At 57.3% G+C, this 25,292-nt stretch carries 24 protein-coding genes, 1 other RNA gene and 1 pseudogene; 13 read left to right on the top strand and 13 right to left on the bottom strand.

Annotation, left to right across the window (positions count from 1 at the left end; translation table 11 throughout):
- Positions 1–632: 632 nt before the first annotated feature.
- From iutA to selO, 5 genes are all read left to right on the top strand, one after another.
- Positions 633–2,831: a ferric aerobactin receptor IutA gene (gene iutA, locus DW58_RS05745; RefSeq protein WP_024551092.1), complete on the top strand. Its 2,199-nt coding sequence runs from the start codon at positions 633–635 to the stop codon at positions 2,829–2,831.
- A gap of 131 nt (positions 2,832–2,962) precedes the next feature.
- Positions 2,963–3,427 (top strand): C40 family peptidase, encoded by a 465-nt coding sequence (locus tag DW58_RS05740; RefSeq protein ID WP_024549349.1) that lies wholly within the window; start codon positions 2,963–2,965, stop codon positions 3,425–3,427.
- Positions 3,428–3,582: 155 nt separating this feature from the next.
- Positions 3,583–4,899 (top strand): 6-phospho-beta-glucosidase, encoded by a 1,317-nt coding sequence (locus DW58_RS05735; protein WP_024549350.1) that lies wholly within the window; start codon positions 3,583–3,585, stop codon positions 4,897–4,899.
- Between the two features lie 335 nt (positions 4,900–5,234).
- Complete coding sequence (locus DW58_RS05730; RefSeq protein ID WP_024549351.1) at positions 5,235–5,957, top strand: EAL domain-containing protein; 723 nt, start codon at positions 5,235–5,237, stop codon at positions 5,955–5,957.
- Between the two features lie 61 nt (positions 5,958–6,018).
- Positions 6,019–7,458, top strand: a complete 1,440-nt coding sequence (selO, locus tag DW58_RS05725) for a protein adenylyltransferase SelO (RefSeq protein ID WP_024549352.1) — start codon at positions 6,019–6,021, stop codon at positions 7,456–7,458.
- 91 nt (positions 7,459–7,549) lie between these two features.
- On the opposite strand, the gene DW58_RS05720 is transcribed toward selO, so the two are convergent.
- The gene (locus DW58_RS05720) at positions 7,550–8,596 is read right to left on the bottom strand and encodes a 3-deoxy-7-phosphoheptulonate synthase (protein ID WP_024549353.1); all 1,047 of its coding nucleotides are present in this window, start codon (positions 8,594–8,596) and stop codon (positions 7,550–7,552) included.
- Between the two features lie 155 nt (positions 8,597–8,751).
- A complete protein-coding gene (gene ppsR, locus DW58_RS05715; protein WP_024549354.1) occupies positions 8,752–9,585 on the bottom strand; it encodes a posphoenolpyruvate synthetase regulatory kinase/phosphorylase PpsR in 834 nt (277 codons plus the stop codon).
- A 392-nt stretch (positions 9,586–9,977) separates the two neighbouring features.
- Between ppsR and ppsA the strand changes: the two genes are divergently transcribed.
- Positions 9,978–12,356, top strand: coding sequence for a phosphoenolpyruvate synthase (ppsA, locus tag DW58_RS05710; RefSeq protein ID WP_024549355.1), 2,379 nt, complete (start codon positions 9,978–9,980; stop codon positions 12,354–12,356).
- Positions 12,357–12,477: 121 nt separating this feature from the next.
- Here ppsA and rprA read toward each other — a convergent pair.
- Positions 12,478–12,585: antisense sRNA RprA (gene rprA / locus DW58_RS19960), an RNA gene on the bottom strand.
- Positions 12,586–12,767: 182 nt separating this feature from the next.
- Positions 12,768–13,886 carry an AI-2E family transporter YdiK gene (ydiK, locus tag DW58_RS05705; protein ID WP_024562690.1) on the bottom strand — a complete coding sequence of 373 codons (1,119 nt, stop codon included), beginning with the start codon at positions 13,884–13,886 and terminating at the stop codon, positions 12,768–12,770.
- A gap of 287 nt (positions 13,887–14,173) precedes the next feature.
- Here ydiK and ydiJ point away from each other — a divergent pair, with 287 nt between their 5' ends.
- The 5 genes from ydiJ to DW58_RS05685 all read left to right on the top strand — a co-directional run bounded on the left by ydiJ (position 14,174) and on the right by DW58_RS05685 (position 18,918).
- On the top strand, positions 14,174–17,230 hold the full coding sequence (ydiJ, locus tag DW58_RS05700) for a D-2-hydroxyglutarate dehydrogenase YdiJ (protein ID WP_029592589.1): 3,057 nt from the start codon (positions 14,174–14,176) through the stop codon (positions 17,228–17,230).
- Positions 17,230–17,637 (top strand): 1,4-dihydroxy-2-naphthoyl-CoA hydrolase, encoded by a 408-nt coding sequence (gene menI, locus DW58_RS05695; protein WP_024548990.1) that lies wholly within the window; start codon positions 17,230–17,232, stop codon positions 17,635–17,637. Before ydiJ ends, menI begins: the two co-directional genes overlap by 1 nt.
- Before the next feature lie 411 nt (positions 17,638–18,048).
- Positions 18,049–18,261: a transcription antiterminator/RNA stability regulator CspE gene (gene cspE / locus DW58_RS05690; RefSeq protein WP_024548991.1), complete on the top strand. Its 213-nt coding sequence runs from the start codon at positions 18,049–18,051 to the stop codon at positions 18,259–18,261.
- A 10-nt stretch (positions 18,262–18,271) separates the two neighbouring features.
- A complete protein-coding gene (ymcF, locus tag DW58_RS21340; protein WP_071789249.1) occupies positions 18,272–18,460 on the top strand; it encodes a cold shock small protein YmcF in 189 nt (62 codons plus the stop codon).
- A 260-nt stretch (positions 18,461–18,720) separates the two neighbouring features.
- Complete coding sequence (locus DW58_RS05685) at positions 18,721–18,918, top strand: hypothetical protein (RefSeq protein ID WP_024548992.1); 198 nt, start codon at positions 18,721–18,723, stop codon at positions 18,916–18,918.
- 70 nt (positions 18,919–18,988) lie between these two features.
- Here DW58_RS05685 and DW58_RS05680 read toward each other — a convergent pair.
- From DW58_RS05680 to DW58_RS05660, 5 genes and pseudogenes are all read right to left on the bottom strand, one after another.
- Positions 18,989–19,237: pseudogene (locus DW58_RS05680) on the bottom strand (biofilm/acid-resistance regulator YmgB/AriR).
- 118 nt (positions 19,238–19,355) lie between these two features.
- Complete coding sequence (locus DW58_RS05675; protein ID WP_024548993.1) at positions 19,356–19,649, bottom strand: hypothetical protein; 294 nt, start codon at positions 19,647–19,649, stop codon at positions 19,356–19,358.
- A 179-nt stretch (positions 19,650–19,828) separates the two neighbouring features.
- The gene (gene ycgZ, locus DW58_RS05670) at positions 19,829–20,068 is read right to left on the bottom strand and encodes a regulatory protein YcgZ (protein WP_024548994.1); all 240 of its coding nucleotides are present in this window, start codon (positions 20,066–20,068) and stop codon (positions 19,829–19,831) included.
- 236 nt (positions 20,069–20,304) lie between these two features.
- On the bottom strand, positions 20,305–20,610 hold the full coding sequence (locus DW58_RS05665; RefSeq protein ID WP_024548995.1) for a hypothetical protein: 306 nt from the start codon (positions 20,608–20,610) through the stop codon (positions 20,305–20,307).
- Between the two features lie 324 nt (positions 20,611–20,934).
- Entirely contained in the window at positions 20,935–22,146 is a 1,212-nt protein-coding gene (locus DW58_RS05660) for a diguanylate phosphodiesterase (RefSeq protein ID WP_024548996.1), read from the bottom strand.
- A 186-nt stretch (positions 22,147–22,332) separates the two neighbouring features.
- Here DW58_RS05660 and DW58_RS05655 point away from each other — a divergent pair, with 186 nt between their 5' ends.
- Positions 22,333–22,536, top strand: coding sequence for a hypothetical protein (locus DW58_RS05655; protein WP_024548997.1), 204 nt, complete (start codon positions 22,333–22,335; stop codon positions 22,534–22,536).
- A 96-nt stretch (positions 22,537–22,632) separates the two neighbouring features.
- Here DW58_RS05655 and DW58_RS05650 read toward each other — a convergent pair whose 3' ends face one another.
- From DW58_RS05650 to DW58_RS05635, 4 genes are all read right to left on the bottom strand, one after another.
- Positions 22,633–22,887 carry a biofilm/acid-resistance regulator YmgB/AriR gene (locus tag DW58_RS05650; protein WP_024548998.1) on the bottom strand — a complete coding sequence of 85 codons (255 nt, stop codon included), beginning with the start codon at positions 22,885–22,887 and terminating at the stop codon, positions 22,633–22,635.
- A 40-nt stretch (positions 22,888–22,927) separates the two neighbouring features.
- Entirely contained in the window at positions 22,928–23,224 is a 297-nt protein-coding gene (locus DW58_RS05645) for a hypothetical protein (RefSeq protein ID WP_024548999.1), read from the bottom strand.
- A gap of 159 nt (positions 23,225–23,383) precedes the next feature.
- A complete protein-coding gene (gene ycgZ, locus DW58_RS05640) occupies positions 23,384–23,629 on the bottom strand; it encodes a regulatory protein YcgZ (protein WP_024549000.1) in 246 nt (81 codons plus the stop codon).
- A gap of 226 nt (positions 23,630–23,855) precedes the next feature.
- The gene (locus DW58_RS05635) at positions 23,856–24,062 is read right to left on the bottom strand and encodes a hypothetical protein (protein WP_152525661.1); all 207 of its coding nucleotides are present in this window, start codon (positions 24,060–24,062) and stop codon (positions 23,856–23,858) included.
- Positions 24,063–24,919: 857 nt separating this feature from the next.
- Here DW58_RS05635 and sufA point away from each other — a divergent pair.
- Positions 24,920–25,288, top strand: coding sequence for a Fe-S cluster assembly scaffold SufA (sufA, locus tag DW58_RS05630; RefSeq protein WP_024549002.1), 369 nt, complete (start codon positions 24,920–24,922; stop codon positions 25,286–25,288).
- Positions 25,289–25,292 lie beyond the last annotated feature (4 nt).

Raw genomic sequence — 25,292 nt, 5'->3', positions numbered from 1 at the left:
CCTGGGCGTTTCGCTCCCTCTGTCTTGTCGCCTCCCGGCCTGGCTTTGTTCCGCCCGGACTGGCGTAGAGCCGGTATTACTCCCCCTCCGATCCGTTTCATCTATAACCACCATCCGCTGCATGACGTTCATACCGGCGTAGCGACAATAAAAAACACTACGCTGCTTCAGATCGCTGACCTCGAATCAACTTCTGCGGGATGAGACCTGAGCGCAGTTGATAAGCGAGTGTGTAACAAATTCCTTGCGGTAATGTTTCTGGATGTAAGAGAAATTTTAAGAATACGCGTAATTGTTATTGATAATGAGAACTGTTATCGGCAAAATCGTGCCTCACAATGACATATCCATTCTGGTGAATATCAGCAGGTTGCACGAAAGAGAAGAGCGTTGCCGCTGCGCAGGGGCACGAAGCTCCATCAGACTGGAGAAGGGCGTTGCCCATCGGGACGCGCTGCTTCGCCCGATATCGCCATCGCGCCCGCAGGCGTGAGGCATGCTATCTCAGTCCGTCGCCCGCGCAAGGTCAGTGGCGCAGCGGCAGCCGGGAAACACCGCAGCCGGAGGCTGCTTCTTACACTCGCTACACAATATGTTGGGCAGATATTTTCCGCCCGTGTGAAGGAAAAACGATGATAAGCAAAAAGCATACGCTCTGGGCGCTCAACCCGCTTCTGCTCGCCATGATGGCACCCGCGGTCGCTCAGCAGGCCGATGATGACACGGTTGTGGTCTCCGCTAGCCGCAGCAATCGCACCGTGGCGGAAATGGCGCAGACCTCATGGGTGATTGAAAACGCCGAGTTAGAACAGCAGATCCAGGGCGGTAAAGAGCTGAAAGACGCGCTGGCGCAGCTGATCCCGGGCCTTGACGTCAGCAGCCAGAGCCGCACCAACTATGGCATGAACGTGCGCGGACGCCCGCTGGTGGTGCTGGTTGACGGTGTACGCCTCAACTCCTCACGCACCGACAGCCGTCAGCTCGATGCTATCGATCCGTTCAATATCGACCACGTTGAAGTGATCTCCGGTGCGACCGCGCTGTACGGCGGCGGCAGTACCGGGGGGCTTATCAACATCGTCACCAAAAAAGGACAGACCGAAACGCTGCGCGAGTTCGAGGCGGGCCTGAAGAGCGGCTTCAACAGCAGCAAGGATCACGATGAGCGCGTGGCCAGCGCCCTCTCCGGCGGGAACGAGCACATCTACGGGCGTGCCTCAGTGGCATACCAGAAATTTGGCGGCTGGTTTGACGGCAATGGTGACGCCACCCTGCTGGATAACACCCAGACCGGCCTGCAATATTCCGACCGCCTCGACGTGATGGGTACCGGCACGCTGAACATCGACGACACCCGGCAGCTGCAGCTGGTGACCCAGTATTATAAAAGCCAGGGCGACGACGATTACGGCCTGGATCTGGGAGAAGGTTTTTCAACCCTAAACGGCACCTCTGCGCCGTATGTCAGCAAGGGGCTGCGTTCAGACCGTATTCCGGGCACCGAACGTCACCTGATAAGCCTGCAATACTCTGACAGCGATTTCATGGGTCAGGAGCTGGTGGGCCAGGTCTACTACCGCGACGAGTCGCTGAAGTTCTATCCGTTCCCTACGGTGAATGCCAGCCAGCAGACTACCGCCTTCTCTTCATCCCAGCAGGAAACCGATCAGTATGGCGCGAAACTAACCCTCAACAGTCAGCCGCTGGACGGCTGGCAGCTGACCTGGGGGCTGGATGCCGATCGCGAACGCTTTACCGCTAACCAGATGTTCTTCGATCTCGACAAAGCAAGCGCCTCCGGCGGGATGAATAACCAGCGGATTTACACCACCGGACGCTATCCGGCGTATGACATCACTAATCTGGCGGCCTTCCTGCAGTCGAGCTATGACATCAACGACATCTTTACCCTGAGCGGCGGCGTGCGCTACCAGTACACCGAGAATAAGATTGATGACTTCATCGGCTACGCGCAGCAGCAGCAGATTGCGGCCGGTAAGGCCGTGTCCGCCGATGCGATTCCCGGCGGCTCGGTGGATTACGACAACGTCCTGTTTAACGCCGGTCTGCTGGCCCACCTGACCGAACGCCAGCAGGCGTGGTTCAACTTCTCCCAGGGCGTGGAGCTGCCGGATCCGGGGAAATATTACGGGCGCGGCACCTATGGCGCGGCGGTGAACGGCCGTCTGCCGCTGATTGACAGCGTCAACGTCGATGACAGCAGCCTGGAAGGGGTCAAAGTTAACTCATACGAGCTGGGCTGGCGCTACACCGGGGACAACCTGCGTACCCAGATTGCGGCCTACTACTCGATCTCCGATAAGAGTGTGCTGGCGAATAAAGATCTCACCATCAGCGTGGTGGATGACAAGCGTCGCATTTACGGCGTGGAAGGGGCGGTGGACTACTTTATCCCGGAGACCGTCTGGAGCACCGGCGCGAACTTCAACGTGCTTAAGACCGAGTCGAAGGTCGACGGCAGCTGGGAGAAATATGACGTCAAGGTGGCGAGCCCGTCGAAAGCGACGGCGTACATCGGCTGGGCACCCGATCCGTGGAGCCTGCGTGTGCAGAGCACCACCTCCTTCGACGTCAGCGATGAGCAGGGCAACAGCATCGACGGCTACACCACGATTGACCTGCTCGGCAGCTACGCGCTTCCGTTGGGTAAACTCAGCTTCAGCGTGGAGAACCTGTTCGACCGCGACTACACCACCGTCTGGGGTCAGCGCGCGCCGCTCTACTACAGTCCGGGCTACGGCCCCGCGTCGCTGTATGACTACAAAGGACGTGGCCGCACCTTTGGCCTGAACTACTCCCTTCAGTTCTGAGTCCGAACCCTGCCCGGCGTGCGTCGGGCAGGGGGCTTCCTGCCGCACGCGATGTCCGTCGTCACTTGCCTGTTTCAGGCGAAGCAGGCTACATTAGCCAAAAAAAGGAAGACCAGAGGAATGGCCTGAAAATGCGGTTGTGGATAATTGCAGTGTTGACGTTACTCCTGGTGGGATGCAGCAGCCATCGCGCACCGCCTCCCGACGCCCGCCTTTCTGACTCTATTACCGTGATTGCCGAGCTGAACGACCAGCTTCAGAACTGGCGCGGCACGCCCTACAGCTATGGCGGGATGAGCCGCAGCGGCGTGGACTGCTCCGGCTTCGTGCTGATGACCTTCCGGGATCGCTTTGCCATGCGTCTGCCGCGTCAGACCCGCGACCAGGCAGAGATCGGCACAGAAATCGACAAAGAGGACCTGCTGCCAGGCGATCTGGTGTTTTTCAAAACCGGCTCCGGGGACAACGGCCTGCACGTCGGCATTTACGATACCGATAACCAGTTTATCCACGCCTCCACCAGCCGCGGCGTCATGCGCTCCTCACTCGATAACGTCTACTGGCGCGCAAAGTTCTGGCAGGCGCGCCGCATCTAGCCCTGACCCGCGCGTCGTCGCGGGTTATCTCACACTTTCTTCCGTTATCCGCACCAACCCCCCGAAGTGCGAAGCGCTTCACACCCCGCTTTCCCGCTTTCATCCAGGCTTTGTCAGCGCCCACGGCGCCTTCCACGGACACTTCAGGAGAAAACATGGAACAGCAGGGGATTAAGATTGCCGTTTTCGGCGGCGGGAGCAGCTACACGCCGGAGCTCATCGAAGGTTTACTGGCCCGAAGGGCGAGCATTCCGCTGCGCGAACTGGCGCTGGTGGACATCGAGGCCGGGCGCGACAAGGTGGAAACCATCGCCGCCCTGACCCGACGCATGCTGGATCAGAACGGGCTGGAGGCGGTGAAGGTGTCGGTACACTATGCGCCGGATGAGGCGATACGCGGGGCGCAGTTTGTCCTGACCCAGCTGCGCGTCGGGCGTTTAGCGGCGCGCGCCGCCGACGAACGCCTGGGGCTGAAATACGGCCTTATCGGTCAGGAAACCACCGGCGTAGGCGGCTTCGCCAAGGCGCTGCGCACCATCCCGGTGCTGCTCGACATCGCCCGGCGCGTCGACGCGCTGGCCCCTGACGCCTGGATAATCAACTTCACCAATCCGGCGGCCATTGTCACCGAGGCGGTGCAGCGCCACACGCGCGCGAAAATCATCGGCCTGTGCAATGTGCCGGTCGCCATGCACCACATGATTGCGGGCATGATGGAAGAGCCGGAGGAGGACGTCCGGCTGCGCTTTGCCGGGCTGAACCATATGGTCTGGGTGCATGAGGTATACGTGCGCGGCGAGAACCGCACGCAGCAGGTGCTGGAGATGCTGTGCAACGGCGCGGTGATGACCATGAACAACATCAAAGAGATGCCGTGGCCTGCACCGCTGCTGCGCGCCCTGGGGGCGATCCCCTGTCCCTATCACCGTTACTTCTATCTCAGCCGCGAGATGCTGCGTGAGGAGCAGGAGGCGGCCCGTGCCCAGGGCACCCGCGCCGAGCAGGTGATGAAAGTGGAAGAGGAGCTGTTTGCGCTCTATCGCGATCCGGCGCTCAACCACAAGCCGGAACAGCTCAGCTTTCGCGGCGGGGCGTTTTACTCAAAGGTCGCGCTGGAGCTGATCGATGCGATTTACAACGATCGTGGCGCAGAGCTGGTAGTGAACACCGCGAACCGGGGGGCCATTCAGGGGCTGCCGGACGATGCGGTGATAGAGACCAACTGCCTGGTAAACGGCGCCGGGGCGCATCCGCTGACCTTCGGCGCGCTGCCAGCGTCAATGCACGCCCTGACCACCCAGATCAAAACCTATGAGCGGCTGACGATTCAGGCGGCGGTGGAGGGGGATGCAGACGCCGGGCTGCTGGCGCTGGTGACCAACCCTTTAGTGGGCGATGCGCCCACTGCCAGCGCCCTGCTGGACGAAGTGCTGACGCTGAACCGCGACTACCTGCCGCAGTTTAACCGCTAGTTAATGCGGCGCGCGGTGCAGCACAGGCACCGCGCGCGTTTATGCATTACCGGAGGATATAACGGTATTTAATCGTTTCGGCAATCAGACTATTATGAGTAAATACGCATTGGCATAAAATAATTAGCAGTCATCATTTTTTTACGATCGTTTCAAATGGTAAGAAATAAAGTAAGCGTTGTTTTTTTACGCGCCTTATCCGTTTAAAATGCGGAGAATAATCTTAAATGATCAGCGAAACGGCGAAAAAAGAAAGGCTCTTAATTCTAGGTGGTTGAACCGTAACGCATATTACGTCAGGATTATTTTCAACACGTTTTCCGTGGGGATACCCGATGATCGTTACGTTTGATGCAGACTACCGCTCTCAGCTGCTGATGTGCCCGGCCCGGACAGGCCGCGGGGCACTGGTCGGCGCGGAGGTTATTGCGCATTTTTCTAATCCGCAAAGCGGCGTTCGCATCCCAACGGAACTGGTTATCCCCCATATTAGCGATGAACAGCATGTCATCTTCTTTAAGGAAAAATTGACGCTGCTGGAAGCGCATAAATCTTTTTTCATTAATAACCAGCTGGTGGCGTGGATAAATATTGACGTGCAAAGCGCAGGGGCAATTTTGAATGACGAGGCGCTTGCCCGGCGAATTTCCGCATTACCTTTTCTTGAGCTGGCAATTAATGAGAATTTCCCTGAAATTAATCTTGGACGTGAAAATCAGACGCTGAGTAAGCTTGCTCAACGTTTTACTTTGACGCTGAGCAATTTCGGGGCCGGCATCGCCACCACCCGGTCGATTACCGACAGGCTGTTTCACCGCGTGATCCTGGATCGCGCCTTCGTGCTGCGGCTTATCAGTGGCCCTGCCTTTGAACCTTTTATGCAGGCCATCGTCTCGCAGATTTCTCCGCTGTGCGACGGGTTGATGATCTCCGGTATCGACAGTGACGAGTCCCGGCGACGGGCGTACGCCCTGGGCTTCAGCGCCATGCAGGGCACCCTCTGGCCGCCGGTTGAACCGGAGGCGCTCGCCACTCTGCTTGAGGCACCCCACCAATAACCCTGCAGTTATACCGTGTTTGCCAGCGCTAACAGGCACTACACTTACTGCAGGAGGTGTTATGACCCAAACGTTAACCTTTACCAACACCTGGCATGACGAACTGCCGGGCTTCTACAGTGCGCTTCGCCCGCAACCGCTGACCAACAGCCGTCTGCTATGGCATAACCGCGAACTGGCGGCGGAGCTGGCTATCCCCGAAACGCTGTTTGACAGCCCGGCGGTGTGGAGCGGCGAAACGCTGCTGCCCGGCATGGCGCCGCTGGCGCAGGTCTACAGCGGGCATCAGTTCGGCGTCTGGGCCGGACAGCTTGGCGACGGGCGCGGCATTCTGCTGGGCGAGCAGCGCCTGGCCGATGGCCGCAAAATGGACTGGCACCTGAAGGGGGCCGGGCTGACGCCGTACTCGCGCATGGGCGATGGCCGGGCGGTGGTGCGCTCCACAGTGCGCGAATACCTCGCCAGCGAGGCAATGCATTACCTCGGCATTCCCGGCACCCGGGCGCTCTCTATCGTCACCAGCGACACGCCGGTGCGGCGCGAAACCCCGGAGCGCGGCGCGATGCTGATGCGCATCGCCGAGAGCCACGTGCGCTTCGGCCACTTCGAGCACTGGTACTACCGCCGCGAGCCGGAAAAGGTGCAGCAGCTGGCAGACTATGTGATTGCCCATCACTGGCCACAGCTGGTGGAGGACGTTGCCCGCTACGCCCTGTGGTTTAACGATGTGGTGGATCGCACCGCGTCGCTGATTGCCCACTGGCAGGCGGTAGGCTTCGCGCACGGCGTGATGAACACCGATAATATGTCGATCCTCGGGCTGACCATCGACTACGGCCCCTACGGCTTCCTGGACGACTACCAGCCGGGCTATATCTGCAACCACTCTGACTATCAGGGGCGCTATGCCTTCGATAACCAGCCGGCGGTTGGGCTGTGGAATCTCCAGCGGCTGGCCCAGACGCTGTCACCGTTTATCGAGGTGGATGCCCTCAACGCCGCGCTTGATCGCTATCAGCCTGCGCTAATGCGTCACTACGGGCGGCTGATGCGCAGCAAGCTCGGGTTCTATACCGAGCAGCAGGACGATAACGCGCTGCTCAGCGGCCTGACCGCGCTGATGGCCCGCGAGGGCAGCGACTGGACGCGCACCTTCCGGCTGTTGAGCGAGAGCGAACAGGCCAGCAGCGCCTCACCGCTGCGCGACGAGTTTATCGATCGCGCCGGGTTTGATGCCTGGTTTACGGACTACCGCGCACGCCTGGCGCGCGACGGCATCGACGACAGCGAACGTCAGGCGCGCATGAAGCGCACCAACCCGTCGGTGGTGCTGCGCAACTGGCTGGCACAGCGGGCAATCGCCGGCGCAGAGCTGGACGACACTACCGAGCTGGCGCGGCTTATCGACGCCCTGCAAAATCCGTGGGCCGATCGCGACGATGATTTTTCGCAGCGGCCGCCGGAATGGGGCAAACGTCTGGAAGTAAGCTGTTCGAGCTGACGGGCAATAAAAACCCCTGTCCGGCGAGCCGGGCAGGGGGTGATGAGTGTCACAGGCGTGGAAAACGTGTGTCAGCCGCGAGGGCGTGTGCTCAGAAGCGGCTCTCTACCGCTTCGGCCAGCATCGATACCAGGGTTTCGGTATCCTCCCAGCCCAGGCAGGGGTCTGTGATCGACTGGCCATAGACCAGCGGCTTACCGGTTTCAATCTTCTGAGTGCCTTCCTCCAGGAAGCTCTCCGCCATAATGCCGGCCACCGCGCGGGACCCGCTGCGTATCTGCTGGCAAATATCTTCGCAGACCTCAAGCTGACGGCGATGCTGCTTCTGGCAGTTGCCGTGGCTGAAATCCACCACCAGATGTTGCGGCAGACCGAACTCGCCGAGCGCGGCGCAGGCAGCGCTGAGATCCGCGGCGTGATAGTTCGGCGTTTTACCGCCGCGCATAATGATGTGCCCGTACGGATTGCCGCTGGTCTGGTAGATGGTCATCTGGCCGTTTTTGTCCGGGGAGAGGAACATATGGCTGGCGCGCGCGGCGCGAATGGCGTCCACCGCAATGCGGGTGTTGCCGTCGGTGCCGTTCTTGAAGCCCACCGGGCAGGAGAGCGCCGAGGCCATTTCCCGATGGATCTGGCTCTCGGTGGTACGGGCGCCAATCGCCCCCCAGGTGATGAGATCGGCGGTGTACTGGCCGGTCACCATGTCGAGGAACTCGGTGGCGGTGGGCACGCCCAGCTCGTTAACCTGCAGCAGCAGGCGGCGCGCGCGCTCGATGCCGTCGTTCACCCGGTAGCTGCCGTTGAGATCGGGATCGGAGATCAGCCCCTTCCAGCCCACCACGGTACGCGGCTTTTCAAAGTAGGTGCGCATCACCAGCTCGAGGCGGTGGCTGTATTTTTCGCGCAGGCCCTGCAGACGGCGCGCATAGTCCATCGCCGCATCCAGATCGTGAATCGAGCAGGGGCCAATAATCACCAGCAGGCGCGGGTCCTCGCCTTTAAGGATGTTCTCGACGCGGCGGCGCGAGGTCAGGACGTGCTCCGCAAGGGTGGGTGATACGGGGAAGCGCTGCGCCAGCTCGCCTGGGGTGACCAGACTCCCGATGCGTGCGGTACGCAGTTCGTCAGTTTTCGTCATGGGATATCTCGAAAAGTGTGGCTCTCACGGCATCGTGCCGGAAAGTGATGGGCATCACGATAAACCAATCCATGCTGAATTCAACCCTGGAAACGGTGTCACTTAGCCCATCCATATCCCCATTCTAACGCGAAATGCGATCTTGTACTAGTCTGTTAGTACATGCGGCGGCTCAGTCCCATGATGTCGAGGATTTTGGTGGCAATCTCCTCTACCGAGTAGTTGGTACTGTTGAGGTAGGGGATCTGGTGCTTACGGTAGAGCGCTTCCACTTCGGCCACTTCCATGCGGCACTGACGCAGCGAGGCGTAGCGGCTGTTCTCCCGACGCTCTTCGCGGATAGCGGCCAGCCGCTCGGGGTTGATGGTCAGCCCGAACAGCTTGTGCTGTAACGGCTTGAGCGCCGCCGGCAGGTTGAGGTTGTCCATGTCGTCGGCAATAAAGGGGTAATTTGCCGCCCGGATACCAAACTGCATCGCCAGATAGAGGCTGGTGGGGGTTTTACCGCAGCGCGACACGCCCAGCAGGATCACCTGCGCCTGATCGAGGTTGCGCATCGAGATACCGTCGTCGTGGGCGAGGGTGTAATCAATCGCCGCGATACGCGCGTCGTACTTGATCAGGTTGCCGGGGTTAAGGCCGTGGGTGCGGTGGGCCACCGGGGTCGGGTCCAGCTTCATCTCCTGCTGTAGCGGGGCCACCAGCGCCTGCACGATATCCTGACAGAAGCCCTCGCTTTGCAGGATGATGCGGCGGATCTCCGGCAGCACGATGGAGTAGAACACCAGTGGGCGCTGCCCGGTCTGCTGGTAAAGGGCGTCGATCTGCTCCTTCACCGCTTTGGCGCGGCTTTCGTTCTCGACAAACGGCAGCGTGATGCTGTTGATCGTCACCGGAAACTGCGACATCACCGCATGGCCTAATACTTCTGCCGTAATGGCGGTGCCGTCGGAAATATAAAATACGTGGCGATCGACTGCATTTTCCATTTTCTGATCCTGTGGCCGGGGATAAATTCCTGAAAGCATAAATTAAACGCCTCTCGGTGAGTCTGGCACTAATCTTAATTTATAAAATGAAATGCTGTTTTTATTTTTAATGAAAAGCACTGTTCATTTTTCCTGAGGCAGCGTAACCCGACGCTGGCCCGATGCTTTCAGCATAATCAACAAGTTAAATAATACTCAGAATTGGTCGAAAAAATAATTTTTGTGATTGCTTGAACGATTCACCGTTTTTCGGGGCCGGTTAATTATGCCAGGCTAAATGCGTTGTCAGGTCTTTCTTATACCCGTTCATTTATATACCCGTTCTGCGTGCAGGCCCGGCGAAAGCAGAAGCGTGCGCTGCAAACAGGTATGGCAAAAAAAGGATTGTTTCGATGTCCAATAATGGCTCTGCACCACTGGTTCTCTGGTATAACCAACTCGGCATGAATGACGTGGACAGAGTGGGGGGGAAAAATGCCTCGCTCGGTGAGATGATTACCAACCTGTCCGACGCTGGCGTTTCGGTGCCGGGCGGCTTTGCGACCACCGCCGAGGCGTTTAATCTGTTCCTCGACCAGAGCGGCGTAAACCAGCGTATATACGAGCTGCTCGATAAAACCGATATCGACGACGTCAGCGCGCTGGCAAAAGCGGGCGCGCAAATCCGCCAGTGGATCGTTGAGACGCCGTTCCAGCCGGAACTCGAAGAGGCGATTCGCGAGGCGTACAATACGCTTTCCGCCGACGACAGCGACGCCTCGTTTGCGGTGCGCTCCTCCGCCACCGCCGAAGACATGCCGGACGCCTCGTTCGCCGGCCAGCAGGAAACCTTCCTTAACGTGCAGGGCATTGATGCGGTGATGGTGGCGGTTAAGCACGTCTACGCCTCGCTGTTCAACGACCGTGCCATCTCCTATCGCGTCCATCAGGGCTACGATCATCGCGGCGTGGCGCTTTCCGCCGGCGTCCAGCGTATGGTGCGCTCGGATCTCGCCGCCTCCGGGGTGCTGTTCTCCATCGATACCGAATCCGGCTTCGATCAGGTGGTGTTTATCACCGCAGCCTACGGTCTGGGCGAGATGGTGGTGCAGGGCGCGGTGAACCCGGATGAGTTCTACGTTCACAAACCTGGCCTCGCCGCGGGTAAACCGGCCATCGTGCGTCGCACTATGGGCTCGAAAAAAATCCGCATGGTCTACGCCCCGACTCAGGAGCACGGCAAACAGGTGCGCATCGAAGACGTCCCGCAGGACGAGCGCGATCGCTTCTGTATCACCCCGGAAGAGGTGCAGGAGCTGGCGAAGCAGGCGGTGATCATTGAGAAACACTACGGTCGCCCGATGGACATCGAGTGGGCGAAAGATGGCCACACCGGCAAGCTCTACATCGTGCAGGCGCGCCCGGAAACCGTGCGCTCCCGCGGTCAGGTGATGGAGCGCTACACCCTGCATGCTCAGGGCAAAATCGTAGCCGAAGGCCGCGCTATCGGGCACCGCATCGGCGCCGGCCCGGTGAAAGTGATCCACGACATCGCGGAGATGCACCGCATCGAGCCGGGCGACGTGCTGGTTACCGACATGACCGACCCGGACTGGGAACCGATCATGAAAAAGGCGTCGGCCATCGTCACCAACCGCGGCGGCCGTACCTGCCATGCGGCGATCATCGCCCGTGAGCTGGGCATCCCGGCGGTGGTCGGCTGCGGCGACGCCACCGAACGCCTGCACGAGGGGCACAAGGTGACCGTCTCCTGTGCCGAAGGCGACACCGGCTACGTCTACGACGAACTGCTGGACTTCAGCGTCAAAAGCTCCAGCGTCGATACCATGCCTGACCTGCCGCTGAAAGTGATGATGAACGTCGGTAACCCGGACCGCGCCTTTGACTTCGCCTGTCTGCCGAATGAAGGGGTGGGCCTGGCGCGACTGGAATTTATCATCAACCGCATGATCGGTGTGCACCCGCGCGCGCTGCTGGAGTTCGACCAGCAGGAGGCGGCGCTGCAAAACGAGATCCGCGAGATGATGAAAGGCTACGACAACCCGGTCGAGTTTTACGTCGGGCGTCTGACCGAAGGGATCGCGACGCTGGGGGCCGCGTTCTGGCCGAAGCGCGTCATCGTGCGTCTCTCTGACTTCAAGTCGAACGAATACGCCAACCTGGTCGGCGGGGAGCGCTACGAGCCGCACGAAGAGAACCCGATGCTCGGCTTCCGTGGCGCGGGTCGCTATGTGGCGGACAGCTTCCGCGACTGCTTCGCGCTGGAGTGCCAGGCGGTGAAGCGGGTGCGTAACGAGATGGGGCTGACCAACGTCGAGATCATGGTGCCGTTCGTGCGTACCGTGGAGCAGGCGAAAGCGGTGGTGGAGGAGCTGGCGCGCCAGGGCCTTAAGCGCGGCGAAGCGGGTCTCAAAATCATCATGATGTGCGAGATCCCGTCCAACGCCCTGCTGGCCGAGCAGTTCCTTGAGTACTTCGACGGCTTCTCTATCGGCTCTAACGACATGACCCAGCTAGCCCTTGGCCTCGACCGCGACTCCGGCGTGGTGTCTGAACTGTTTGACGAGCGTAACGACGCGGTGAAGGCCCTGCTGTCGATGGCGATCCGCGCCGCGAAAAAACAGGGCAAATATGTCGGTATCTGTGGACAGGGCCCGTCAGACCACGAGGACTTTGCCGCCTGGCTGATGGAGGAGGGAATCGACAGCCTGTCCCTCAATCCGGATACGGTGGTTCAGACCTGGCTCAGTCTGGCAGAGCTGAAAAAATAAGCACTGGCCCTTCCCGTTCGGGAAGGGCTTTTTTATTTCAGGCGTACCAATGCCGCCCCGCAGAATAACAACGTTGCGTAAGTAAAATTAACGGCTCGTGACGGGTGTAGCGGATTGGCGGATAAAAAAAAGCCCATCGTGGGAGATGGGCAAAGACTACACACAGCAATTCATTGTTTCACTCAGGGGATTTCCATGCTTATAAATCAAGATGTTGATTTATAACCTTGGGCTAATAGTAGCCATCGACCCGTTGATGCGTCGATCAGATTCCTCTCAATAGTTTAAGGAAGATAATTATTCCGGGAGGTGGGGAGAAAAAACGTGAGGCACAGCGCGGCGCTAAGTGAAATTACTTAATTAAATGATTAGCGAGGCTAAACAATAAGGCGGGTTTCCCCGCCTCCGTTATTATTTGCTCGCCGTGGCATCCTGCTCGTCGGCTATTTTTTCCATTACTGCGTCCACCGGCTCCTGCGGGGCGGGTGCCTCCTGTACCCAGGCATAAAACAGACGCCAGGAGACGGCGAGCACCACCGGACCGATAAACAGCCCAATCATGCCAAACGCGATCAGCCCGCCGATAACGCCCGAGAGAATTAACACCATCGGCAGATCGGCGCCCATACGGATCAGCACCGGACGGATAACGTTATCCAGCGTGCCGACCACGCAGCTCCAGACCAGCAGAACGGTCCCCCAGGTGGTGTCGCCGCTCCAGTAGAGCCAGATGATGCAGGGGATCAGCACCGGCAGCGGGCCAAGCTGCACCAGGCAGGAGAGCACCATCACCACCGTAAGGATGGTCGCGTACTGAATGCCGGCGATGGCAATCCCGATGCCGCCGAGAATACCCTGCACCAGCGCCGTGACCACCACCCCGAGCGCCACCGCGCGAATAGCCTGCGCGGCCAGCACCACGGCCGCGTCACCGCGGGTGGAGGCCAGACGGGTCGCAAAGTGGCGGAAGCCCTGGGCCACGCGCTCGCCACGCCAGTAGAGCAGGGCGGCAAACAGCAGCATCAGCGCACAGTGCATCATGAAGCGGCCAATGTGCGCGGCCTGGCCAATAAACCAGGTTGTAGTGGTACCGATGTAGGGACGCAGCTTGGCCATAATGGCGCTGCCGCCGCTGTCGACCAGGTTATGCCAGCCGGTATAGAGTTTGGCGCCGACCATCGGAATGCTGTTCAGCCACGCCAGATCCGGCAGCGCCATATGGCCTGACGACACCCAGTTGACCAGCGGGGCGCTGTTGTCCACCAGGCTGTTAATCAGCAGGGCGACCGGAATAACCAGCAGCAGGATCAGCAGCAGCGTCATCACCAGCACCGCCAGGGAGCGACGTCCCCACAGGATCTGCTGTAAACGCAGCAGCAGCGGCCAGGTTGCGATGACGATCGTACCCGCCCACGCGAAGCCGAGAATAAACGGCTGCACGATCCACACGCAGGCGATAATCATGGCCGAAAGAAAGAGCACGGACAGCAGGATCTGAGGCACGTCCTTGGGCTGTGTGAGTTTTACCATAAACACCGTTACCTTATTAATAAACGCCCTCGCAGGCGCAAGAAGAGTCGCGCAGTATCATTGATGATTTCTGCGTATTTTGACAGGTGGATTCTGCCTCTATTTCGGGTGGGCGTATAAGAAAAAAATGTGATACAACCATCGATGCACAACGCAAACGATAACTTCGCACCGTTCCGGCGGCGACGCGGCGTTCCGGCGCAGATCAGCGCCGAGATGGCTGCCTCTTTCGCGCTACGCCGGGGTGTTTACTCATAACACGTTCAGTCAGGCAGGGTCGCAGGCTAATGATCCCACAGATTTCTCAGGCACCGGGGCTGGTTCAACGGGTGCTCAACTTTTTACAGGCGCTCGAGCAGCAGGGATTTACCGGTGATACCGCCACCAGCTACGCAGACCGGCTCACGATGGCGACGGACAACAGCGTCTATCAGCTGCTTCCCGATGCCATCCTTTTTCCCCGTTCCACGGCCGATGTGGCGCTTATCGCCCGCATTGCCGGTGAACCGCGCTTTGCCTCCCTGGTGTTCACGCCGCGCGGCGGCGGCACCGGCACCAACGGCCAGGCGCTGAACCGCGGCATCATCGTTGACCTGTCGCGCTACATGAATCGCATTCTGGAGATTAACACCGAGCAGGGCTGGGTGCGGGTCGAAGCGGGGGTGATCAAGGATCAGCTCAACCAGTATCTTAAGCCGTTCGGCTACTTTTTCTCGCCGGAGCTGTCAACCAGCAACCGTGCGACCCTCGGTGGGATGATCAACACCGACGCCTCGGGGCAGGGGTCGCTGGTCTACGGCAAAACCTCCGATCACGTGCTGGGCCTGCGCGCCGTACTGGCGTCAGGGGATATCCTCGACACCCAGGCGATGCCGGTGGCGCTGGCGGAAGTGCTGGGCCGCGAGGAGACGGCGATCGGCCGTATCTACCGCACCGTGCTGGAGCGCTGCCGCGACAACCGTGATTTGATTCTCGAACGCTTCCCCAAGCTCAACCGCTTTCTCACCGGGTATGACCTGCGCCACGTGTTCAACGATGAGATGACGCAGTTCGACCTGACGCGCATTCTTACCGGGTCGGAGGGCACGCTGGCGTTTATCACCGAGGCGCGGCTCAACATTACACCGCTGCCGAAAGTGCGTCGCCTGGTGAACGTCAAGTACGACTCCTTTGATTCGGCGCTGCGCAACGCCCCGTTTATGGTTGAGGCAAACGCGCTCTCGGTGGAGACCGTGGATTCCAAAGTGCTCAATCTGGCGCGGGAAGATATTGTCTGGCACTCGGTGAAGGAGCTTATTACCGATGTGCCGGACAAGACGCTGCTCGGCCTGAACATCGTTGAGTTTGCCGGCGACGACGAAGCGCTGATCGACGGCCAGGTGGCGAGCCTGTGCGGCCGGCTGGACGCGCTGATGGCGGGCGGGCACGCGGGCGTTATCGGCTGGCAGCTGTGCAGCGATATTACCGGCATCGAGCGTATCTATGCGATGCGCAAAAAGGCGGTGGGGCTGCTGGGCAATGCCAAAGGGCTGGCGAAGCCGATCCCCTTTGCCGAGGATACCTGCGTGCCGCCGGAGCATCTGGCGGACTACATCGTTGAGTTTCGGGCGCTGCTGGACAGCCACGGCCTGAGCTACGGCATGTTCGGCCACGTTGACGCCGGGGTGCTGCACGTGCGTCCGGCGCTCGATATGTGCGATCCGCAGCAGGAGATGCTAATGAAGCGGCTCTCCGATGAGGTGGTGGCCCTGACGGCGAAGTACGGCGGCCTGTTGTGGGGCGAGCACGGGAAAGGCTTTCGCGCCGAGTACAGCCCGGCCTTCTTCGGCACCGAGCTTTATCACGAACTGCGCCTGATAAAGGCCGCCTTCGATCCCCACAACCGACTCAATCCGGGTAAGATTTGTGCGCCTGCCGGGGTGGATGCGCCGATGATGAAGGTGGACGATGTGAAGCGCGGCACCTTCGATCGCCAGATCCCGCTGGCGGTGCGCACCTCATGGCGCGGGGCGATGGAGTGCAACGGCAACGGCCTGTGCTTTAACTTCGATGCCAACAGCCCGATGTGCCCCTCGATGAAGATCACCCGGGAGCGCATCCACTCGCCGAAAGGCCGCGCCACCCTGGTGCGTGAATGGCTGCGTCTGCTGGCGGACCGCGGGGTCGATCCTCTGAAGCTGGAAAAAGACCTGCCGGAGAAGCGCGCCAGCCTGCGTACGCTTATCGAGCGCAGCCGCAATTCGTGGCATGCGCGCCGGGGGGAGTATGACTTCTCTCACGAGGTAAAAGAGGCGATGTCCGGGTGTCTGGCCTGTAAGGCCTGCTCCACCCAGTGCCCGATTAAGATCGACGTGCCGGAGTTTCGTTCGCGTTTCTTGCAGCTCTACCACACCCGCTATCTGCGCCCGATGCGCGACCACGTGGTCGCCACGGTGGAGAACTACGCCCCGCTGATGGCGCGCGCGCCGAAAACCTTTAACTTCTTCCTGCGTCAGCCCTGGGTGCAGCGGCTGTCAGAAAAGCATATCGGCATGGTCGATCTGCCGCTGCTCTCCACGCCGACGCTGCAACAGCAGATCGTCGGCCACGCCTGGGCCAATACCACCCTGGAGCAGCTGGAAGCGCTGAGCGCCGACGACAAAGCCAGAACCGTGCTGGTGGTGCAGGATCCCTTCACCAGCTACTACGATGCCCAGGTGGTGGTGGACTTTGTGCGTCTCGCGGAGAAGCTGGGCTATCACCCGGTGGTGCTGCCGTTCTCACCTAACGGCAAGGCGCAGCACATTAAAGGTTTCCTGCAGCGTTTCGCCCGCACCGCGCAGAAGACCGCCACCTTCCTGAACCGGGTGGCGCGCACCGGTATACCGATGGTCGGCGTCGATCCGGCGCTGGTGCTGTGCTACCGGGATGAATATAAGCAGACCCTCGGCGCGGCGCGCGGTGATTTCCACGTCCAGCTGGTGCATGAGTGGTTAACCGCGGCGGTCACCACGCCGGAGCCGCGCCCGGTAAGCGGCGAGTCCTGGTATCTGTTCGGCCACTGCACGGAAGTCACCGCCTTGCCGGCTACCGGCGCCCAGTGGGCAGGCATCTTCGCCCGTTTCGGCGCCCGGCTGGAGAACGTTAACGTCGGCTGCTGTGGCATGGCGGGCACCTACGGGCATGAGGTGAACAATCACACCCGCTCGCTGGGCATCTATGAGCTCTCCTGGCACCCGATGATTCAGCGTCTGCCCCGCAACCGCTGCCTCGCGACCGGCTACTCCTGCCGCAGCCAGGTGAAACGTATTGAGGGTAGTGGGGTGCGGCACCCCTTACAGGCTTTACTGGAGATCATCGGCTAATGTGGAAACGTACCGTCACGCTTGAGGCGTTAAACGCCATGACCGCCGGGAACATGACCGGTTTACTGGACATCCGCTTTGTCTATCTGGGGGAGGATCGGCTGGAAGCCACCATGCCGGTGGACAGCCGTACCCATCAGCCGTTCGGACTGCTGCACGGCGGTGCGTCGGTGGTGCTGGCGGAAACCCTGGGTTCGGTTGCCGGCTACCTCTGCACCGAGGGTGATCAGAATGTGGTGGGGCTGGAAGTGAACGCCAACCACATGCGTTCGGTGCGTAGCGGGCTGGTGCGCGGGATCTGCCGGGCGCTGCACACCGGGCGGCGTCACCAGGTGTGGCAAATCGAGATCGTCGACGAGCAGGGCGCGCTCTGCTGTACCGCGCGGCTTACCACCGCCGTGATTTAACGCGTTAGTCAGTGCAGGCATAAGATATATTTTTTATTTATGCCCTGCGCTGACTTTCTTTCCGTTTAAAATAAAGATTGCGTAGAGCAACATTTATTTTAGCGATTCAAAAATGCCTTAAGAAAGTTCCCGGAAAAATAAATTAAACCGCCGTATGCCGTTTACTGCGTAAAGAAAAGCAAAGCAGCAGGGAAATAGACGCTAATCGTAAATAGCCCTTGCGCGAAAAAGCTAAACATGCGTTAATGGCGTTGTCGGTTTGAAGTGCAGACAATTCTAAGCAGTTTACTAAAGCAGTCCTCATCTCTTAAGTATCCCAGATACCTCTTCTTGTGAGTCTTCTCTTAACGCTCTGATTTAACGCTGTATTCAGGCCATTACGCCGCAAGGCTCTCAGGAAAGGAAAGCAATATGTCTACGAAGATGACTGGTTCAGTAAAATGGTTTAACCCGGAAAAAGGCTTTGGTTTTATTACTCCGCAGGACGGTAGCAAAGATGTGTTCGTACACTTCTCCGCCATCCAGAGCGACGAGTTCCGTACGCTGTACGAAAACCAACAGGTTGAGTTCGCAGTTGAAAACGGTCCGAAAGGCCCGTCAGCTGTCAACGTGGTAGCGCTCTAAGGACGATCGTATTACAGCTCAAATTCATTTCAGATGCCCATGCTGCCACGGTTCGCAATATCGAACCTCGCCGTTTGACATGACTGAAAAAAATCCGTTTGGCGCAAAGTGTATTTTTTGTAAGTCAGCAATGACGACATTAGACAGTTTTGCCCCCTTTATTCAGAAAGGCTACGCGCCGGCTGAATTCAGGAAATAAACGCAGAAAAGCCTCGCAGCGATGCGGGGCTTTTTTATTTCACGCAATTCATACGTTTTACGCATTCTGCCGTAAACAATCATTGTTACACTGCGATGTCATAAGCGGTGTACAGCAGAAAAAAATATATTATTTCCGGCGACAGAGTTATCGCCCCGGAAATAACCACTCTTTCATGCGGCTACAAGCCCGACGAGCCTTCCTGCTAAATACGAGGCGGGGATAACGGTGAAAGTCGCTGTGTGTACCACGGAGGTCATGTGGTTAATGAAGCGGAAATATCAACAGAAGTGAAGGCGCTTATCGGTAATGCGGTGTCCGATCTGCTCAAGCCCGGAAGGGTGGTGCGCATCCATGAAATTATCGGTGTGCTGCATCGGCTTTGCCTGCTGGAAGACGAATCGCAGCAGTATCCCTACTTTGAGGCCATCGGCCTGCTTAAGGCCAAGCTGCATTAAGCGCAGGCAAGAAACCTTCAGCCCGCCGCGCTAAAAGAAAACCCCGCGTCCTTAAACGCGAGGGCTTTTATTATGCATCGTCTGGTGTTCTTCCTACCACAATCTCAAGCGTACTGCGCAGCACATCCAGCTGAACCACGTCCGATGTATTCTCCATTTCAGCGATAAGATAAAGAATGATCGCCTTGTTGGTCACCTAACGGTTATCGGCAAGGATGTTTCTGATCACAGCGCCGAGCACTTCCGATTCCTGCGCCAGCTGATCGCCTGCGCTCTGGAAAAACAACACGATCTCTTTTTCTGAAGAATTTTGCTGCATAGTATTTGCTCTGCGAAAAAATAAGACTTAGCCGCTTATGCGTTGAGAAGGCTGCGATTACCGCTGCAACGCAACAACCGGGCATCAAGCCCGGCAAACGGCCCAATAGGAACAGACATCAATGTTTTTTTGTACCCGCAGGCGGTGCATCGGCATCGAACCGCGCGCTCCTGCTATCGTTATCCCGACCTGTTAACGGGCGCTTACTGCGCCTCGCTGGAATGCCACGGCGGACTTCGGAGATCGCCGCTTTGATAGCCTGTTTCCTCCGCTCGTCTGTTTCACTGCCTGCCATCACATCAAGCCTGGCAATCAGCGAAGCACTGCTGATAGGCGCGTTGTCATTGAGCAAGCCAAGCACAGCCTCGCCAATAACATGGTCGGTTAGTTTTTCTTCATCACTTTCGTACATAACAACTTCTCTGATTACATTTTTGTCCCTGTGCCCGTGACAGGCATAAGGACACGCATCCGGAAGGATGCATTCGGATCTGTGCAAACAGCGACGCATCGCTGCTGATAAGCTCCATCCTGCGCTTCGCGGTAAAGCGGTTCAGGTGCAATCATGGTAGCCCGGTGTCGCGCCATACTTCAGCGCTGAAACATCATTCCGATAAGTTCACGGTAATGGGCGTCCTGTTCCGGCGTGCCGGACATTTCCAGACGATACAGAAGCTTTGCGCAAATCGCGCTGCGGCTCAGGGGCTTGCCCTCATGCAGCAGTCCGACAACCACTTCCCCAGGCGTTTCCTGCGAAGACAGATGTACCGCCTTGTTGAAATAACGCGCGATATCGCTGGCGGCGTCCGGCTTGTAGCCTTGCCGAGGCATGATTTCACCCTTAACTTGTTAAAAATGTGTACACATTAGCAGGAGAAAATTAACCAATATCAGCAAAGTTGTACAGAATTAATAATAGTGTACAGGGGAAATTGTAGTAGCAAAAGGTGCGATGTTAAGCAGAAAGCACGATGCCGACTGGCATGGAAACATACAGATGGGAGTCATGGAGCATTGACGTCATCCATGACATCGCAGGTGAGGGGTGACATACATGGGGAGGGCGGTCACTCATCATTGCTATTAGGGGTCAGTCTGACAACGTTGTCAGATGATGAGCGCTGCGGCTCATCGTGGCTCATGTTGTGCCAGTTTAGTTCTTCAATATGCTGGTTACTGAGCGCCCTGGAGTCGTTCAGCCATTCACAGGCTGCATGGATTGAGGCCAGACGTGGACCCGACGTCTCTTTGCGTGCCATCAGCGTGAGCTGATGAATCAACGTTTCAACGTTTATTTCTTGTTCGGTAAGGGCAAGATGAATGGCCGCTTCGCCAATTAACACTCTACTTTTTTCATCGCTATTAAAATACAAGTAAGCTCCTCCGGCGTTATTTAAAGATTACATCATAGTATAATTTCACTGCGGACCTGGTTGTAGTAATAAGATATATCCAGAGCCAGCTATTAACAAAAGAAATCTCATGTGGCTGATTTTAATCAGGAAAATATTTGCGTTATTTTTTATGTTTCAAAAGATTTTTTATTTTTCTGGCTCTGTCGCAACAATTGCCTGGGGTGAGTAACTTTTTGAAACGAATGGTGTTATCAGGAAATACTCAAATAAAAAACTACAACCCGAGTGGAAATGGCCTGTTATTTATGAGGGTATGGCCGGATAAATCCGGCCCTGAAATAATTAGCGCAGTTCCGGCCATGCCACCGCAGGAATGCTTCCCGGCGCCGGCCTGGCAAACAGTGACCCCTGGAACCACGAGATACCCGCAACTTCGAGCCACATCCACTCTTCGGGCTTTTCGACGCCTTCCGCCGTCACGGCGATTTCCAGCGCCGAACAGCACTTCATAATCGCCAGCACGATGGCCTGCTTCGGACCGCTTTTATGCACGTCGCGAATGATGTTGTGGTCGATCTTAATGCGATCGGGCTGCACGCGCGTCAGCAGCAGCAGGCCCGCAGAACCGGCACCAAAGTTATCAATCGCCAGGCTGATACCCGCGGCTTTAAGCTGGCGCACGGCCTGTTCAAACGCTTCGGTGCGCGGGATAACGTCATTTTCCGTCACCTCGACCACCACCTGCTCCGGCACCAGATTATTAGCCTGAATTTCACGCAGCAGATAGTCCACCGCACCCGGCACTTCCACCAGGGTCATGGGCAGCAGGTTGATTGACAGCGTACGCCCCTCAATGCCGAGGCTGGCGGCCTGCGCAAACGCCTGCGCCTTGGAATGGAGATCCAGCTCGTACGTCTCCTGCGGCGTCAGACCGGCAAAATGATCCTGGGCAGGGCCACCGTCGGGCGCACGCATTTTAGCTTCCACCGACACCATCTCGCGGGACATGGGATCGACGATCGGCTGGAAGGCAAACAGCTGTTGGCCCTCGGGGAGGGCGACGTCCGAGGCCTGGGGCTTCATGAGCTCATCCACCAGGAACTCCCAGTGCTCGGCAGGCAGTACTTCAAAGTAATTTTTCTTTTCGGTGGCTTCGACAAAGGTGCGCAGGAACTGCAGAGCGCGATCGGCGTAGGTCAGCTGGAATTTCGATGTGCCCCGGTTCAGCACCGCCTGCAATACCGAAAACTCCTCGTGCTCGCGCAGATCGAAAAGCTCCATCCCCGCATTGCCGAACCGGCGGGCAGGGGCGTAATCACGCATCAGCTCAACCAGATTATGATGCTTATTATCGGCACAAATACGATCATATACCGCGCTGACACCCGCTTCCGGGCCTTCAAGCAGCTGAAAAAAGTGTCTTCCGTTAAAAAGCAGGATGCCCGTAACGTCGTAAGAGGCGTTGCGTTCACTGGCTTTTTTGACCATCGCTTCGAGCGTTTTGATCGTGACATCGTCGGATATATGACTGCGATAGAGCAGTGTGGTCAGCATGAATAGGGTCCGGGGTTGGCGTTTGTGTGCGGTTACTGTAGCAGATAAAAGACGGGGCATGTCCAGGGAGGCGAAACGAAGCGGGGGAAAAGGGCAGTTACATATTGCGCCAGGGGGGCTGGGTGTCGCTCAGTCAGAGGAGGTGTTATGCTGTATATAGTTCCAGCTAATAACTGAGGAGAACGTTTGGCTCATGAAAAGGCAACTATCCCGGAAGAGGTTCACGCAGCCGTAGGCTTTGTTGTTACCCAACTGCTTAAAGCGGGCAAACCGGTTCATATGCAAGATATCACCGCGCTACTGCACACGTTGATGGAGCAAACCTCCGATGACGGTTTTAAGAAAGCGCTTCTGCAAGCGGTTAAGCTCATCGCCGGAAAAATGAACTGACCCACCATTATGCCGTAGCGGCACATCTCTCATCAGGCTATCTGACCCCGAACATCTGGCAACGACCACCGTAGTGGTCGCGGCCGCGTCAACCCATCAGATATGCAGATCGTCTGGCGTACGACCTACCACCAGCTCAAGCGTGTGGCGCAGGATGTCCTGCTGTACAACGTCAGAGGTGTCATCGAGCTGCTTAATCAGGTGCAGGATAATGGCTTTATTGGTGACCTGACCCTGACTCATGGCGATCTGACGAATGGTCGCTCCCAGGACTTCGGTTTCACTGGCATACAGGTCACCCGCGCTCATAAGGTGCTGGAGGATAACGTTTCCGGATGACTGCTGTTGCATGGTGAATGTCCTGTAGGGTTAAAGTAACGGCGTAAGGTAATTAATGCTTATCGTTGTCGTCTGCCGCATCGTTGTGGTGAAAAAGGTAGTGCACGTTTTCATTATCACCCGCCTCGTGGTTATCACGATCGCGGTTGACGGCCATGCTCTCTCGAACCTGAGTGATGGCCCATTCGCAGGCCTGCTTGCGAATTTCGTTTTGTTCGGAGGCTGCCAGCACATGCAGGCGGGTAATCAGCGAGCCGGTGGAGATAGGGCCGCCGTCATGGAGCAGCGTCAGCACTGCTTCACCCATCATGATGTCTGTTAATTTCTTTTTGTCGTTACTGCTGGTCATATCGGCTTCTCTGAAAGTCAGTTGCCCTGTTAGTCGCTGCGTCGAGGGCTGAATGCGGGGCCTTAGCTGCGGCATCCGGTCTGGCTTCAGATAGTGAGGCTCAGATATGATGGCGAGTACAGCACTCCCTGGCCGGGACGGGCGCTGTACCAACCGGTATCACGCATCCCGGGCAAAAAGCAGGCGGATGAGTTCCTGATAGTGTTGCTTCGCATCAGCGCTATCCGACTGCTCGAGGCGAAGCAGCAGCATGGTACAAATCGCTTTACGGTTAAGGGTCTTACCCGCCTGTAAAAGCTCTACCACGATGCGACCCAGGGTTTCCTGCTGAGACGGCAAGGACGCGCTGCTGAAATAACGGGCGATGTCGCTTGTGGGTAAAGCACTGTATCCGTCCTGACGCATAAGAATGTCCTTAGCTTTAGAATGAAAGTTAACCTGCTGAGTGGTACAAAGCTATACAAGTCTGAGGCACTTGTACAGGACTTCGTAACCTGTACAGGTAAATATTTATTCATAAAGCTTATGTATTTTGGCAACAGGATGAGTTTGCAGGGTGTAAAAAGCGGAGACAGAGAGAGGGGAGTGGAGCTTATGCCACCACCCGCAGGGCGGATGGTGGAGGTGAGCGTTACGACTTATGGCGCTCTTCAGACGTTGCGGTATAGCGGAAATCCACGGGCTGTTTGCCCTCAAGCCAGCCTGCTCGTTCAGGCGCTCGGCTGCTGAGACTGCAATACCCGGCGAGCCAGCGACGCATTTCATGCATCAGCACCAGGCGCTGCTCGTCACGCTCGTTTTCCGCCATCATCAGCATCTCTTTCTGCAGGGATTGCACAGTAACGTCCTGGCTTCTGAGAAGGAGCTGCATCGCTGCCTGACCAATTAGCAAGTTGCCCTGTTCTTCATCAGAAATAAACACGTATACCTCCGGTTTTGATGAATGAGAAAAGATATACAACCTATTCACTATATAAAATTACCGCTCATGTTTCTGTTTTATTTCACTCATTGTGCTGATTTCAGAAATTTTCGCGTGGCGGTATAATAAAAAATTAATTTATAAGATCATGAATGACAGGTGTTTTTTATAAAAGGGAACGTTCCGTTACACGGCGTGACATCAGGCTGAAATAGTTGTAAATCTTATCTTCCGCGAGTCGCTTATTTATTGTCAGGCGGTCAAGGAAATTATTTTTGAAAATTATTTGGCTTAGGGAAAGGATTTCCTTAGTAACTGAATCATAGCGATTAGGTAAAAAAGTACGGCCAGTAAAGCGTTAAAATGCGAATGGCGAGAGGGTTAATATCGTGCGTCTGTCGGAGCAGATGACAGTGTGTCGAAGGGCTGACCGATGACGCTGGCGTACGGAAAACCTGGCGTAAACGGGGAATACCCCTGCTCAGGGCAGGGAGTCGGTTTTTTTGAACCCTATCTCATAAATAGGTATTATCTATACATCTTCTTAACATGACGCCCGCAACCGAGGGGTAATGAGGAAACGTTAATCATATCAATGGATTAATAATGTTCCCGCTTTACCGATCTCCTTGTGAGCAGGGTCTATGCTTAATCAATGCGCCTGAAAAGCCATTTATTAGCGAATAACCCTTATGCACAGAGGTTGAAGTGATAATAGTTATCACTAACATAGCGTTATCGGCTCTCGGGCTTACAAAACATGAGGTGCAATAATGGAAACGTCATCAGGAACCTTTGATCCCAACGATCCGGGCTGGCAGGGACTGACCCTGACGCCGGACGCGGCGGCGCATATCCGTCATCTTGTGGAGCAGAAGCCTGGCCTGCTCGGCGTGCGTCTGGGCATTAAACAGACCGGCTGCGCCGGATTCGGCTATGTGCTGGACACGGTGACCGAGCCGCGCGAGGACGACCTGGTGTTCGAGGTCGACGGCGCGCGCCTGTGGGTGCCGCTGGATGCCATGCCGTTTATCGATGGCACCGAGGTCGATTACGTGCGTGAAGGGCTCAACCAGATCTTCAAATTCAATAACCCGAAAGCGCAGCACGAATGTGGCTGCGGCGAAAGCTTTGGGGTATAGGCGG

Origin of the sequence: Siccibacter turicensis LMG 23730 (assembly GCF_000463155.2) — a bacterium.
Taxonomy (GTDB): Bacteria; Pseudomonadota; Gammaproteobacteria; order Enterobacterales; family Enterobacteriaceae; genus Siccibacter; species Siccibacter turicensis.
Note: the sequence above shows the minus strand (reverse complement) of the source record. Positions and strands in the feature narration are given on the sequence as shown.

Excerpts from the sequence above, each read along its gene's own strand:
- iutA (WP_024551092.1), top strand. The coding sequence starts at position 633 with ATGATAAGCAAAAAGCATACGCTCTGGGCGCTCAACCCGCTTCTGCTC.
- DW58_RS05740 (WP_024549349.1), top strand. The coding sequence starts at position 2,963 with ATGCGGTTGTGGATAATTGCAGTGTTGACGTTACTCCTGGTGGGATGC.
- DW58_RS05735 (WP_024549350.1), top strand. The coding sequence starts at position 3,583 with ATGGAACAGCAGGGGATTAAGATTGCCGTTTTCGGCGGCGGGAGCAGC.
- DW58_RS05730 (WP_024549351.1), top strand. The coding sequence starts at position 5,235 with ATGATCGTTACGTTTGATGCAGACTACCGCTCTCAGCTGCTGATGTGC.
- selO (WP_024549352.1), top strand. The coding sequence starts at position 6,019 with ATGACCCAAACGTTAACCTTTACCAACACCTGGCATGACGAACTGCCG.
- DW58_RS05720 (WP_024549353.1), bottom strand. The coding sequence starts at position 8,596 with ATGACGAAAACTGACGAACTGCGTACCGCACGCATCGGGAGTCTGGTC.
- ppsR (WP_024549354.1), bottom strand. The coding sequence starts at position 9,585 with ATGGAAAATGCAGTCGATCGCCACGTATTTTATATTTCCGACGGCACC.
- ppsA (WP_024549355.1), top strand. The coding sequence starts at position 9,978 with ATGTCCAATAATGGCTCTGCACCACTGGTTCTCTGGTATAACCAACTC.
- ydiK (WP_024562690.1), bottom strand. The coding sequence starts at position 13,886 with ATGGTAAAACTCACACAGCCCAAGGACGTGCCTCAGATCCTGCTGTCC.
- ydiJ (WP_029592589.1), top strand. The coding sequence starts at position 14,174 with ATGATCCCACAGATTTCTCAGGCACCGGGGCTGGTTCAACGGGTGCTC.
- menI (WP_024548990.1), top strand. The coding sequence starts at position 17,230 with ATGTGGAAACGTACCGTCACGCTTGAGGCGTTAAACGCCATGACCGCC.
- cspE (WP_024548991.1), top strand. The coding sequence starts at position 18,049 with ATGTCTACGAAGATGACTGGTTCAGTAAAATGGTTTAACCCGGAAAAA.
- DW58_RS05675 (WP_024548993.1), bottom strand. The coding sequence starts at position 19,649 with ATGTACGAAAGTGATGAAGAAAAACTAACCGACCATGTTATTGGCGAG.
- ycgZ (WP_024548994.1), bottom strand. The coding sequence starts at position 20,068 with ATGCCTCGGCAAGGCTACAAGCCGGACGCCGCCAGCGATATCGCGCGT.
- DW58_RS05660 (WP_024548996.1), bottom strand. The coding sequence starts at position 22,146 with ATGCTGACCACACTGCTCTATCGCAGTCATATATCCGACGATGTCACG.
- DW58_RS05650 (WP_024548998.1), bottom strand. The coding sequence starts at position 22,887 with ATGCAACAGCAGTCATCCGGAAACGTTATCCTCCAGCACCTTATGAGC.
- DW58_RS05645 (WP_024548999.1), bottom strand. The coding sequence starts at position 23,224 with ATGACCAGCAGTAACGACAAAAAGAAATTAACAGACATCATGATGGGT.
- ycgZ (WP_024549000.1), bottom strand. The coding sequence starts at position 23,629 with ATGCGTCAGGACGGATACAGTGCTTTACCCACAAGCGACATCGCCCGT.
- sufA (WP_024549002.1), top strand. The coding sequence starts at position 24,920 with ATGGAAACGTCATCAGGAACCTTTGATCCCAACGATCCGGGCTGGCAG.